14 protein-coding genes and 2 pseudogenes are annotated in these 13,097 nt (G+C 43.2%); 11 read left to right on the top strand and 5 right to left on the bottom strand.

Annotation, left to right across the window (positions count from 1 at the left end):
- Positions 1 to 117 precede the first annotated feature (117 nt).
- From IQ264_RS03245 to IQ264_RS03285, 10 genes and pseudogenes are all read left to right on the top strand, one after another.
- Positions 118 to 234: pseudogene (locus IQ264_RS03245) on the top strand (LuxR C-terminal-related transcriptional regulator); the annotation flags it as partial.
- 264 nt (positions 235 to 498) lie between these two features.
- Complete coding sequence (locus tag IQ264_RS03250) at positions 499 to 1,056, top strand: DsbA family protein (RefSeq protein WP_193978561.1); 558 nt, start codon at positions 499 to 501, stop codon at positions 1,054 to 1,056.
- A gap of 121 nt (positions 1,057 to 1,177) precedes the next feature.
- Complete coding sequence (locus tag IQ264_RS03255; RefSeq protein ID WP_193978563.1) at positions 1,178 to 1,768, top strand: Dps family protein; 591 nt, start codon at positions 1,178 to 1,180, stop codon at positions 1,766 to 1,768.
- Between the two features lie 54 nt (positions 1,769 to 1,822).
- Positions 1,823 to 3,403: a GMC family oxidoreductase gene (locus IQ264_RS33615; RefSeq protein ID WP_193978565.1), complete on the top strand. Its 1,581-nt coding sequence runs from the start codon at positions 1,823 to 1,825 to the stop codon at positions 3,401 to 3,403.
- A gap of 68 nt (positions 3,404 to 3,471) precedes the next feature.
- On the top strand, positions 3,472 to 3,675 hold the full coding sequence (locus IQ264_RS32645) for an FAD-dependent oxidoreductase (RefSeq protein ID WP_322744589.1): 204 nt from the start codon (positions 3,472 to 3,474) through the stop codon (positions 3,673 to 3,675).
- 31 nt (positions 3,676 to 3,706) lie between these two features.
- On the top strand, positions 3,707 to 4,057 hold the full coding sequence (locus IQ264_RS32650; RefSeq protein WP_228061250.1) for an NAD-binding protein: 351 nt from the start codon (positions 3,707 to 3,709) through the stop codon (positions 4,055 to 4,057).
- Positions 4,054 to 4,803, top strand: a complete 750-nt coding sequence (locus IQ264_RS03270; protein ID WP_193978567.1) for an SDR family oxidoreductase — start codon at positions 4,054 to 4,056, stop codon at positions 4,801 to 4,803. The genes IQ264_RS32650 and IQ264_RS03270 overlap by 4 nt, the downstream gene beginning before the upstream one ends.
- A 181-nt stretch (positions 4,804 to 4,984) precedes the next feature.
- Positions 4,985 to 5,938: a dicarboxylate transporter/tellurite-resistance protein TehA gene (tehA, locus tag IQ264_RS03275; RefSeq protein WP_322744590.1), complete on the top strand. Its 954-nt coding sequence runs from the start codon at positions 4,985 to 4,987 to the stop codon at positions 5,936 to 5,938.
- A gap of 36 nt (positions 5,939 to 5,974) precedes the next feature.
- Positions 5,975 to 6,454, top strand: coding sequence for a DUF1348 family protein (locus tag IQ264_RS03280; protein ID WP_193978571.1), 480 nt, complete (start codon positions 5,975 to 5,977; stop codon positions 6,452 to 6,454).
- A 55-nt stretch (positions 6,455 to 6,509) separates the two neighbouring features.
- Positions 6,510 to 6,899: a DUF302 domain-containing protein gene (locus IQ264_RS03285; RefSeq protein ID WP_193978573.1), complete on the top strand. Its 390-nt coding sequence runs from the start codon at positions 6,510 to 6,512 to the stop codon at positions 6,897 to 6,899.
- Between the two features lie 25 nt (positions 6,900 to 6,924).
- Here the strand turns inward: IQ264_RS03285 and IQ264_RS33375 are convergent, their stop codons facing one another.
- Positions 6,925 to 7,059 carry a hypothetical protein gene (locus IQ264_RS33375; protein ID WP_265583020.1) on the bottom strand — a complete coding sequence of 45 codons (135 nt, stop codon included), beginning with the start codon at positions 7,057 to 7,059 and terminating at the stop codon, positions 6,925 to 6,927.
- 376 nt (positions 7,060 to 7,435) lie between these two features.
- Here IQ264_RS33375 and IQ264_RS33810 point away from each other — a divergent pair.
- Positions 7,436 to 7,714, top strand: a pseudogene (locus IQ264_RS33810) (transposase); the annotation flags it as partial.
- Positions 7,715 to 7,948: 234 nt separating this feature from the next.
- Here the strand turns inward: IQ264_RS33810 and IQ264_RS03295 are convergent.
- The 4 genes from IQ264_RS03295 to IQ264_RS03310 form a co-directional block, all read right to left on the bottom strand.
- Complete coding sequence (locus tag IQ264_RS03295; protein WP_193978575.1) at positions 7,949 to 9,577, bottom strand: iron uptake porin; 1,629 nt, start codon at positions 9,575 to 9,577, stop codon at positions 7,949 to 7,951.
- Positions 9,578 to 9,717: 140 nt separating this feature from the next.
- Positions 9,718 to 10,386, bottom strand: a complete 669-nt coding sequence (locus IQ264_RS03300; RefSeq protein ID WP_193978577.1) for a response regulator transcription factor — start codon at positions 10,384 to 10,386, stop codon at positions 9,718 to 9,720.
- A gap of 13 nt (positions 10,387 to 10,399) precedes the next feature.
- Positions 10,400 to 11,866 carry a sensor histidine kinase gene (locus IQ264_RS03305; RefSeq protein ID WP_228061251.1) on the bottom strand — a complete coding sequence of 489 codons (1,467 nt, stop codon included), beginning with the start codon at positions 11,864 to 11,866 and terminating at the stop codon, positions 10,400 to 10,402.
- A 94-nt stretch (positions 11,867 to 11,960) separates the two neighbouring features.
- On the bottom strand, positions 11,961 to 13,025 hold the full coding sequence (locus tag IQ264_RS03310; protein WP_193978579.1) for a CDP-glycerol glycerophosphotransferase family protein: 1,065 nt from the start codon (positions 13,023 to 13,025) through the stop codon (positions 11,961 to 11,963).
- Between the last annotated feature and the right edge of the window lie 72 nt (positions 13,026 to 13,097).

Raw genomic sequence — 13,097 nt, forward strand, 5'->3', positions numbered from 1 at the left:
ATATTTCCCTGATTTATGTCGTGCTATTTCCCAGCGTTACAAGTGTCGCCAACTGAAAGCATAAAATGGCACTCAATTACTTGAAGGATAAAATGGCACAAAGTGCCACTTTATCCTTCAAGTGGCAAAAGTACTGTCAAATCCCATATAAATCGACTTTTAGGCAAATTGGGTGTGGGCGATCGTACTCAAGCGGTAATTGTTGCCGTTAAGCGCGGGATTGTTAGCTTGTAGATTGTACAGAAGTGGGAATTTAAATACCAACTAAAGTTCGAGTCAGTTTTCCATCATGAGATCAGCTGTTTCACTCATCGCTTGATTACATAAAAATGACAACCGTGAGTGGACGACAAGCACGAGTCAATTGCCTATATTGAATTCATGCAAATCTTGGTAGTGATTTAATTGCACGTTTCAGGTTTGCCAAATATGGAACGCACAAGGAAAAACATTTATTAATCGTTTGCAATTAATAGATGTTTTTCCTCAGAGGTTACAGTGAGTCAGGATCGGAATCGCAGTTTGTTATCTGTCCCACCTTCAACACAGGATCACATACAGGGTCGGCTAGATGCCACTTTGATGTTGGTCATGTATGGAGACTATCAAAGTTTTCAGAGTGCGAGTGTTTATAGGCTGATTAAAGTTATTTTGCGCCAGTTTAGTGTTTCTTCAAAGGAGAACTCTTTATGTTTCATTTTCCGACATTTTCCACAACACCAAATTCATACTCATGCTCAACATGCTGCGGAAGCGGCTGAGGCAGCGGCAGTCCAAGATCGGTTCTGGCAAATGCACGAGATGTTGTTTCTCCATCAACAAGAGTTAGGAAACGGTTATTTAGTGGAATATGCCAATAATTTAGGTCTCAATATTCCTCGATTTTTGCAAGATATATTTAGGGGAACCCATATTGATCGCATCAATCAAGATATCGAAAGTGCATACCAGAGTGGAGTAACGTTTGCTCCAGCATTGTTTATCAATCGTGTTCGTTATACCGAGCGCTGGAATATAGAGCAATTAACGACAGCGATTGTTAATGCAAGTCATTAGAAATATAGCAATTGCCGCAATGATGGCTTCTTGTATGAAGAGGTCAAAGGCGTTTGCTACAGGGGCATAGTAAGTGACAAGTTAAGTGACAACAAATTGAGTCAACAAAGGAGATTCGATCGTGCAAACTCAAAACACAAGTAAAATCACTGAAGTTAATCAGAGTCAACCATTACTGCATCAACATGGCTATGAAATTCAACAGTATGGTACTCTCCGTGATTTACCGATCGTCCTCAATCCCAAAGTTCGTAGTGAAAGTTGTGTTTTAGTCAATCAGATTTTGGCAGATGTTATCGTTCTTTATCACCTCTATAAGAAACATCACTGGTTGATGCGGGGACACACTTTTTATCAACTGCATCTATTGCTCGATAAACACGCCAGTGAACAGATTGAGTTAATTGATGCTTTGGGCGAACGAGTGCAAACCCTAGGAGGCGTGGCGATCGCCGATCCACGCCATGTGGCAGAAGTCACCAAGATTCAGCGTCCTCCCAATGGTGTGGAAGAGGTTCCCGTGATGCTGTCACGCTTGCTAGAGGCACATGAGTTGATTATTGGGGAATTGAGAGTGGCGATCGACAAAACCGCAGCAAGTGGAGATAGTGGCACCAATGATTTGTTAGTGAGTCAAGCATTGCGACTCCATGAGACACAAGTTTGGTTTTTGGCAGAACATTTGGTGGATACACCATTGGTGCGTAGTTAGTCGCAGCAATTTTTTTGGCAACTCGAATTAAGTGTAACCGAGAGGAAAGGTATTGTGTCTCAATATGACTACATCGTGATTGGTGCAGGGTCGGCAGGTTGTGTCGTCGCTAATCGTCTAACAGAAGACACTGACACAACCGTGTTACTGCTTGAAGCGGGCAATCCAGACACGAAACCGGAGATCCATATTCCAGCAGAATGTATCAGCTTACTTGGCTCCGAAGTAGACTGGGGTTACTTCTCAGAACCAGAACCCTATCTGAATAACCGCAAAATGTTTTGTTCTCGTGGCAAAGTCTTGGGGGGCAGCAGTTCAATTAATTTCATGATGTATATTCGGGGCAATTCCTCCGATTACGATCGCTGGCAGGAATTGGGCAATCCCAGTTGGAGTTATCAGAATGTCTTGCCTTATTTCAAAAAATCGGAACACTCCTCACGCGGTGCAGATCCTTATCACGGTGTAGATGGTGAGTTGAGCGTCACCGATGTCACTTCTTTAGCTCCCATTTCTCAATGCTTTATAGACGCAGCGATCGCGCTCGGATATGGCTACAATCCTGACTTCAATGGGAAGAAGCAGGAGGGAGTCGGACTTTATCAATTGACGGTCAAGGACGGTAAACGACACAGTGCTGCTGCTGCTTTTCTCGTACCAATTCTCCAACGCGCCAATTTGACCATAACGACAGGTGCTTTGGTAACGCGATTGTTATTTGAGGACACTCGCGTTGTTGGAGTAGAATATTTGCAAGAAGGGACGACGTTGCATCGGGTTAGAGCCAACCGGGAAGTAATTTTAAGTGCGGGTGCGTTTGATTCACCCAAATTATTGATGCTGTCTGGCATTGGTAATGCAAACCATCTGCAAGCAATGGGAGTTCCGGTAGTGGCTGATTTGCCAGGAGTCGGTCAAAATCTCCAAGATCACATTCTTGCTTGTGTTGTTCAAGCAGCCACTCAAACTATCCGTCCTGCTGTCACCAGTAATGGAATTGAAGTTGGATTGTTTTTACACAGTAAGAGGAATTTGGAAACAGCACCTGACTTACAGTTTTTCTTCGGTCCCATTCAATTCTTACCGCCGAATTATGTTCCTGCTGCTTCTGGATTTACGGGTGCAGTTTCTTTGACTCGTCTTCAAAACATTGGCAATGTCAGTTTGCGATCGCTCGACCCCAAAGACGCACCAATGATCCGGATGAATTATCTGCAAAGTGAAGCTGATGTGCAAAAGTTAGTTGAGGGAATTAAATTAATCCGCCAATTGTTTCAATCCAGCGCCTTTGATGAGTTTCGTGGTGAAGAAATCGCTCCGGGCGTAAATGTTCAGAGTGATGCAGCATTAGAAGCATACATCCTAAACACTTGCAGTACGGTGTGGCATCCGGTTGGCACTTGCAAAATGGGCACTGATCCAATGGCAGTAGTAGACCCTGAGCTGCGGGTATATGGAATTGAGGGTTTGCGGGTTGTGGATGCCTCCATCATGCCAACTATTACGACAGGCAATACAAATGCACCGACGATCATGATTGGTGAGAAAGCAGCCGATTTAATTAAATCGAGTCATACTAAGCAAACCCCTCTCACTGAATGCAACATCCAAAACTCAGCATATTCATCGATTTAGATTAGATGGCAGCAATGTTTTCTAAGCAACCGCAGGTTTATCACATTCTTTGCTTGAGGGAGATGTAAGTGAACACTGAATACTACGACGATATTATTATCGGTGGCGGCAAAGCGGGTAAAACATTGGCACCCGTGCTGGTTGCGGCGGGGAGAAAAACTGCTCTGGTGGAGCGTAGTTTAGCAATGATTGGGGGTGGATGTATCAACATTGCTTGCATTCCTACAAAAACGATGGTAGCAAGTGCGGAGGTTGCCCATACCTGGACTTAAGGAAACCGGGTTTCTAACGAGTGAGTCAATCATGGAACTAGAACAGTTACCGGAGCATTTGATCGTACTCGGAAGTGGTTACATTGGCTTGGAATTTGCCCAGATGTTTCATCGCTTTGGCTCTCGCGTTACTGTGATTGGGCAGAGTGAGCAGATTTTATCGCAGCAAGACCGCGATATAGCGATCGCGGTTCAAAACTTGCTAGAGCAAGAGGGGATCGAATTCTTTGTTATTCTCAAAGTTGTGAAGCCACAAGTGCAAATAAAGCACTTCTCACTTGCATTCCTTACACCCCATACCCGTCCAGACTGTACTGCACTCAAAGCAAGAATTTTCAATGGTTCACACAAACTTAGAATCCTACGAGGTTTAATCAGATGAACAAACTAGAAGGAAAAGTTGCTCTTATCACAGGTGGAAACAGTGGTATCGGTCTTGCCACTGCCAAGCAATTTGTTGCTGAAGGAGCGTATGTTTTCATTACAGGTCGTCGTCAAGCTGAATTGGATGCTGCGGTGGACGCGATCGGCGAAAACATCCGGGGTATTCAAAGCGATGTTTCTAATTTGGCAGACCTCGATCGCCTGTTTGCGACGATTAAACAAGAGCAAGGACATCTTGATGTAGTGTTTGCCAATGCTGGCGTTGGTGAAATCGCCCCCCTCGGCTCAATCACTGAGGAACACTTTGACAAAATATTCAACATCAACGTCAAAGGGTTGTTGTTCACAGTGCAGAAGGCACTGCCGCTGCTGCCAGAGGGAGCTTCCATCATCCTGAACGCCTCGATTAATTCGATGAAAGGCGTTCCTGCCTTCAGTGTTTACGGCGCGACTAAAGCCGCTGTGCGATCGTTTGCCCGTAATTGGACACTCGATCTCAAAGAACGCCAGATTCGGGTGAACGCCATCAGTCCTGGTGTGGTTCCGACTCCAGGTTACGGTCTCTTGGGACTGAATGATCAGCAGTTGCAGGAGTTTGTAGATAGCCAAGCCATCAACATTCCGTTGGGAAGAGTCGGCACACCCGATGAAATTGCCAAAGCTGTTGTTTTTCTTGCTTCAGACGACAGCAGCTTTGTGAACGGCATTGAGTTATTTGTGGATGGCGGTATGGCACAAATTTGACAGCGCACGCCCCTAACCGTCGTTGCCTATACGAAAATAGGGATTGTTTTGTAGATCAGATCGCTACTGAGAATGGCGACCCAAGAGCGTCTAGGCAGGTTCAATTTGGACTAAGTTGCCAAGATTGAGTATGAGAAAATTACGTTCAAAATTTGCCCTCCTGAAAGCCAATCGCCCAGATGTGCCCGCTTCCTTTTTTGGTATCATTCTAGGTTTGGTTGGGCTAGGGAATTGTTGGCGAGTAGCGAGTAAAGTTTGGCATTTGCCTGCTTGGATTGGTGAAGCAATTATGTTACTGGCAGTTGTAGTGTGGTTCGTGTTTTTACTTCTTTATACCAGCAAATGGGTGTGGGCGCGGGCGGAAGCATGGGCAGAGTTCAGACATCCTATTTTATGTTGTTTTATTGGTCTAGTGCCTGTGTCTACATTGCTGGTGTCGTTGGCGATCGCACCCTATAACCGTACACTCGCGGTTGCACTCTTCATGATTGGCGCGATCGGTCAATTAGGCTTTGGTGTATATCGTTCCGGGCAGTTCTGGATGGGCGGAGGTAAGCCAGAAGCAACTACACCTGTGCTTTATCTGACGACAGTTGCAGGTGGGTTTGTTGGTACAATTTCAGCCAGTACTTTCGGCTATCGTGAGTGGGGTGCGTTGTTTTGCGGGATGGGGCTGTTTTCATGGTTCGCATTGGAGTCGATTATCATGCAGCGATTGTATCTATTGGAACCATTGCCCAAACGCCTACGTCCAACACTGGGCATTCAACTGGCACCCCCTACCGTCGGCTGTGTTGCCTACTTAAGTCTCACTTACGGTCTGCCCGACATCTTTGCTCAAATGCTTTTCGGCTATGGACTGATGCAGGCACTAATCCTACTCAGGTTGCTACCGTGGTTATGCCAACAACCTTTTTCAGCATCCTATTGGGCATTTACGCTTGGCGTTGCTGGCTTGGCATTGGCTCCCTTACGCTTTGTTGAACGCGGTATGACCGGAGCAATAGAAGGTTTGGCAGTGCTATTATTTATTGGTGCAAATATCGTGATTGGTAGCATTGCTATAGGAACATTGCGACTCTTGCTGCGGGGCAAACTCTTTCCATCATCAGCGATTAGAATCGCCACTGATTGATATTATTTGACTGCTGAAATGCTATTTGATACAACTATGAACAACCCCGAAAAGTCTCGACCACCCTTGCCACCTTTCGATCGGGAATCTGCTATCCAAAAAGTCCGTCTTGCAGAAGATGCCTGGAATACCCGTAATCCTGAACGAGTATCACTCGCTTACACCTCAGATAGTGTTTGGCGTAACCGCTCAGAATTTCTATCCGGTCGTGAGGCGATTGTAGAATTCTTGACCCGAAAGTGGATTAAAGAATTGGATTACCGCTTAATCAAAGAGCTTTGGACTTTTCAAGACAATCGAATTGCTGTTCGGTTTGCTTACGAATGGCATGATGATTCCGGTAACTGGTTCCGTTCCTACGGCAATGAAAATTGGGAGTTTGACGAACATGGACTGATGCGGCGACGGATTGCTAGCATCAACGACTTGCCTATTCAAGAGAGTGATCGCAAATACCACTGGGCTCTGGGTCGCCGTCCCGACGATCATTTGGGATTATCCGACCTCAATCTTTAAGAAGTTATGGTCACGACTATATTTTTCAGTTTTTGTTATGTAAGGAGTCTATGTTATGAATGCAAATAACGGCATTATCAACCAGCCTAGCCCGTATTCAGTCAATGAAGCGATCGATCGCTTGGTAAGTGTGATTCAGGCAAAAGGCATCACCATTTTTGCCCGCATCGATCAACAGGCGGAAGCTGAGAAAGTTGGACTCAATTTACTTCCAACGCAGTTGTTACTATTTGGTAATCCAAAAGCCGGAACCCCTCTGATGGTGGCAGAACCCACGATCGCTCTGGATTTGCCACTGAAAATACTGGCTTATGAAGCGACTGACAAAACGGTATGGCTCAGTTACAACGATCCCAACTATATAAAACAGCGGTATTCTCTGCCAGATGAGTTGGTTAAAAACATTGATGTCATCATTCCGTTAATTCATCAAGCACTTCTTTAAGTAACTTTTATCAAATTACCGCATCTCACTGGGCATTCACGCTCAGCTTTGCTGCTTTATCGCTGGTATCTTTACGTTTTGTCGAGCGCAGCACAACCAACATGATGGAAAGTTTAGCTGTACTATTATTTGTAGGCGCAAATATTGTTATCAGTGACATTGCTCTAAGAACAGCTCGATTGCTGTTGCCAGGTAAACTCATATCGCGATCGGGGAACCTACATGAGTTTTACCTTGCAGAATTCACGTTTCTACCTTCTCCATTTCAGGTTGATACTGCCCTAACGCGGCAGCGCTATTGAGTTTGGCACGATGATAGAATTCTTTTTGATTGGACTTTGGACAAAGAAGAAAAGTGTTTCGCGATGAGTAAACGCGAAATAATTTATTGCTTAAAAAGCTTTAATGTCAAAACGTGAGGTTAGAAATTTAGGAACCGAGTAGCCCCAACACAGCAGTTGCCGAAAGAAAACAACTTCAAAAATCTCTACTCAAAACGCTTTCTCCATTAATTAAAGCTCTTTGCTGATAGTTATTACTCCCAACGTCAATTTCTGGATGCACTCTCTTCTCAATCAAATTTAGTACTAATTACCAGAGTACGTAGCAATAGAGTTTTCTACCGTCAACCATCCATTAATGAAGAAACTAATTCCGGTCGGGCACACCGCCTCTGGTATGGTGAACGATTTGATTTAAAAGATGAAATTACTTGGCATCTACCTGATGCCGTGGTTTTTCGATTAGGCGGTTACAAGGTGATTCCAAAGAGAAAAGAAAACGACATCCTGTGGTCAAAAAGACTAAAAAGATGAAAAAGAACCCTTCTCCGACACAGACTGCTGCTTAAATCAGCCTAATTCTTCATTATTAATGATAATTTTTTCGCGCTACAACGTCGCGAAACAACTTTTCTTTTGTCCAAAGTTTAAATCTCATTAGCTGCTATTTTTATTTGCTTACCGGAAGCATCCTCTGGAGACTGTTTGCGCTTATGCTAGTTCAGGGGGCGCTTGTCGCCCCCCGAATGGAAGAACCCAATTGCATAATTAGAACTCAAAAGTAGTTCGGATAGTGCCAATAACAAAGTCATCATTGTTGTTGTTGTGATTCGGATTTGTTATCCAGATGATACCGGGAGTAATGGCAATGTTATCCGTCACCTGATATCTGTAAAAGCTTTCAATGTGCAGTGAGGTATCGGGGTCTTCAAATTGTCCGATCGCTCTTAAACCACTACTAGTATTAGTTAACTTAGGCTCCATGCCGATAATAATTCCGCCCAAATTTCCCTCTTTAGCAAGGTCGGGAAAAGCTATAGTCAGAGCATAGTTCCAAATTTGAGCATCTCCGAAACCGATCGCACGAGCAGCTGTATATCCAACCCAACCACCAATAGCAATATTATCAGTGACTCTATAATTAGCTTGGATACCGTAGGAGTTAGCAACTACCGGACGCTCAATTTCTTGTGGCCCTAATTGATTTAAGCGGGCGGCTGTACTGCCAGTTCCAGTATCAAGACCTTCACCCGCAGAGGCATAAGAATGAATGTAAGTTAAGCCAAGGGCAAAGCGATCGCTGGGATTAAATGTTAACTGACCAATAGCGCCATAATCCCCATTGAATAAACCTCTACCAGAAGTAGGATTATCTGCTTCTCCTGCTAGGTAACCAAAGTCAAATCTGACAGCATCGCTTAATTTTAATCTTGCACCTAAACCAGCATTTGCATTAGGAATTCGATATATTGGATTGCGCCGACCAAAGCGAGAAATTGCACCACTCCCACTGCTTCTAAAGTATGGGTTAATAACATTAGTGAAGTCATGAAGTCCAGCATTATTTGCTTCAAGAAAAACTGTTAGTCTTTCACCTATAGGAAAGCGATACTCTAAATCTCCTAGTTCAACTACACCATCAGTATTGGAAGCAAAAGCGAGGCGACCTTCATAAGTTGGTAAATCGAAACGTTCAAAATTGCCAAAATCAAGACGAGTTCTCAAGCGGTCTTTGCCTGTAAAACTAGTTTCAAAATAGAGACGCGCCCGTTGTTGAAAAACCGTATTATTACGATCGCCAACTTCATTGCCAAACACATCGCTGATGGCAAAAATTACTTCACCTTCAAGTTTAGTCGTAGGGGAAAATCGGTTAGCTTCTAGCTGTTGGGTGCGAACTTCTAAAGTATCAATTCGACCTCTTAAGGCGTTAAGTTCAGTGGCGAATTCTGTTTGTAACTTTCGTAATGTTTCCCAATCTTCTTGACTAACTAAATTTCTATTTCCACTTGTAATTAACTCGTTAATGCGGTTTAGAGCAGCATTCAAACCCGCCGCAAACTCGTAGCGTGTCATTGCTCGATCGCCTCGGAAAGTGCCATCCTCGTAACCAACAATGATGCCGTAACGCTCTACTAAAGATTGTAATGCTTGGAACGCCCAATCACTCGGTTGTACATCGGAAAGTTGGGAAACAGAAGTAATTTGAGCCATCGAATCTGACTCTAGCGACACTTCTAAATTGCTTTGCGCGATCGCAAAACCTATACCTACAGAACTATTTGCACTTTCGGCATTAGCTGGTATTGACCCAGTTATTGCCGAAAAAGATACAACGGAAGTTACTCCGAAACAAAAGGTTGGAGCTAACAATAAATTGCCAAAAAATTGATTCATTTTTATAAGTTTAAGCGAAAATTGTCCTTTGGTTAACAAAAGGTTAATAAATTATTTTGTTGTAAATTGAGCTAAATATAAGTACAAAAAATATCTCTAAAGATAGACGAAAAAATAGAAAACAATTTTGTTATTTGATATTATATTCGGAGGCGATAACCCTGACCTCTAACAGTTTCGATCCGATCGCCCCCTAACTTTTTTCGCAAATAACCAACATAGACATCAACAATATTTGAACCCGGATCGTAATCGTAACCCCAAACCCGATCGAGTAATTTTTCCCGGGTCAACAATTCTCCGGGATGACGAAGAAAGACTTCTGCAAGGGTAAATTCTCTGGCTGATAATTCAATGAGGCGATCGCTAACCTTAACCTGACGTTTATGCAAATCGAGCACAATATCACTTGCCTTGAGTACCATTTCTTCGGTTCCATTAGGCGATCGTTTATCCCGCAATCGCAAACGCACTCGTGCTAATAATTCTTCAAAACCAAATGGCTTAGTTACATAGTCATCAGCCCCACCTTCCAAACCCGCAACTTTATCTTTTACACCATCACGAGCAGTAAGAATAATTATCGGCATTTGCTCTCCCCGCTGCCGCAATTCTTCGAGGACAATCCACCCATTTTTACCTGGAAGACCGATATCAAGAATTAGGAGATCGAAATCCTCACTGGAAGCCATAGAAATTGTTTCATAACCATTTCTGGCTACTGCGGTAATAAATCCGTGAGCTTTAAAACCTTTCTCTAGAAAGCTAACAATAAAAGCTTCGTCTTCAGCAATTAGAATCCGATTCATAAAGATTTCAACTTTAATATTGTTCCACCGGAATAACAAGAGTGAAAGTAGAACCAGCACCCGGTTTACTTAATAGTTCTATCCAACCACCGTGAGCGATCGCGATCGCCCTAACAATAGACAAACCCAAACCCGCCCCAGAAGAACACCGAAGACTATCAGCAACTCGGGCAAAGCGTTCAAAAATCCTTGCCTGTTCAGCCTCGGCAATACCTTCTCCAGTGTCGCGCACCCAGAAATAAGCTTTACCATTCCTCACTATCGAACCCAAAACGATCAAGTCTTTCTCTTGAGTATGCTGGGTTGCATTTCTAGCGAGTTCCATAATTGCCTGAGTAATACGTTGGTAGTCTGCTACAATACGCCCCTTACCCTTGCGTTCCAGATGCCAATCCCTATGGGCTAAAGCTTTTGCCTTGGCGTAAAGTTCCTCAGTCAGTTCACCAACTTCCACCGTTTCCAGGTTTAAAAAATCAGGTTGTTCTGCCTTCGCCAATAACAACAAGTCATCCACAAAGCGATTCATGCGATCGAGTTCCCCAGTTACCAACTTAATCGTTTCGCGCCGTTCTTGAGGATCATCCCCCAGCAGTTCCAAATGCCCTCGAACGATCGTAATCGGCGTTCGCAGTTCGTGACTAGCATCGTTAACAAAGTCCTGTTGACTAGCAAAAGCAGCCTGAAGGCGATCGAGCATTTCATTAAAAGTAATAGTTAATTCTGCCAGTTCATCCGATCCTTTAACAGGAATACGTCGAGTCAGGTCAGATTCAGTAATAGAGTGGGCTGTTTCCGTAAGTAAGCGCAGAGGAGCTAGTGCCCGTCCCGCGACGATCCAAGCCAATACCGAAGCAACTGCAAGGACGGCAAGAGTTACTTGAATCGCAACAACCGTACCTTCATCGATCTGGCGATGCTCAACACCAGTGAAGTAAACCATTACCATTACTCCACGAGTTTTACCTTTAAACAATGGCTTCGCCAAATAGATGAGAGTACCCGTTGAAGTTTCCTTTTTACCTTGCCTTTGCTCGGTTAGTTGTGCCCATTCTTTAAGCAACTCTGAATCTGACTGAAGCGAACTGGGAAGGATTGTCGGGTCAGATTTGTAGAATTGACCGTTTAATAGCGCAATAAAATACTCGTTTTCATCGGGAACGTTACGCGATACATATTTATCGAAAATCGCGATGACATCATCACCAAAAGGTTGACCTGTGGAGGGATTTGTTCCTTGTACTACTCGTTGAAATTCTTTGGTTTCGTGGTTAAGAGACTTTTCAATTCGCTGATCTAGGCGGACAAGCATAACTTGACGGATTGCCAAAATACAGACAATGGCAGAACAAGCCATCAGCACAACGTACCAGGCTAGGATACGCGATCGCACTCCAAAGAAAATTCGATACCATCCACGAGATTTTTTCGTTTTATTAGACTCTGATAAGTGTAACTTTATACCAATAAGGTTAGTAGACATCTTGAAGTTACTTTTTGGGAAAGCATAACAGAAATAAAACTCGATTTCTAAGTTCGATCGCATCTACTACTAGGGAGAAAAGTTCCCTACTCGATTAAACTTGCTGTAATGAATTCAAATGCAACAGTTGTTCAAGTCGATCGATACCACGCTTAGTCGCGCCTTTATCTCTGGGATTAAACACGCTGTAATGCAGAATAGATTCGCGGATCTTTTCGTAGCGATCGCATTGCAAATTCTCATCAATTAAATGCTTTAATTGCTGGATATCATCACACACATCTCCGCACTGCCAAAGATAAGTCATTGACGAAACATCAGCACTGCGTTGCAGTCTACCAGGTTGAGGATTGAGATAAATTGCAGGTTTATTGAAATATAACCACTCGTAGCCTGAAGCTGAAATATCGCCAATAAACAGATCTGATTGAGCAAACCAAGGCATAACATTTCCCGAACAAACAAGTTTTATATTGGAAATGCTTTTTAAACGATTAACAATTTCTGGATCGTAAAATTGGCGATCGGAATTAAAAATATTCGGATGTGGTTTGACAATTAGGTTATAATCTTTAGTAATTTGGTGAACAACATCGAGATTATCCAAAAATATATCGATCGAGCTAATATTTCCTTTCCGCCAAGTTGGGGAGTAAATTACAGTTTTTCTATCATTGTTAAATAGATTGGGTTGTATAGGGAAATCGTCAAATTTAGGATATCCAATCAAAACCCATTTCATATTACGATTGCACTCATTTTGCAGCAAGCGTTCTGCCTGTCGCTGACCTACGCACAAGCAAAGTAAGTAATTGCTAAAATCGCGATCGTAAGTGAAAGGTTTATCGGACATCCCATGAAAAATTTGTACGGCGCGAGTTTGGTTACTTCTTTCTTGCTCTCGCAAAAAGGTAGGAGTTAATACTAAATCATAGCTGTCTAAATCACATCGATCTGTGAATAAATGCGCGTAGCCTGTATATTCGCGATCGCTACTTTCTGCACTGAGTTGTTGTACGACTAAGTAATTTTGGTGAATCCCTTGTTGCAGAAAGTAATCTAGATAAGGTTTAATGGCTGCAAAGTAATGTAGGTTGCCACAATACCTTAAGTAATAAGCGATTTTTTTGGGAGTTTGTGTTAAGGATTTCGTCATCATGTTTGCCCAATTGAATTGAGATAAAGTCTGGTTGAATGGTTATTGTAAGAGGGTTTTTGGAAATTGTCTGTT

This window comes from [Phormidium] sp. LEGE 05292 (assembly GCF_015207735.1).
In the GTDB taxonomy this organism is placed as follows: domain Bacteria; phylum Cyanobacteriota; class Cyanobacteriia; order Cyanobacteriales; family Aerosakkonemataceae; genus Floridanema.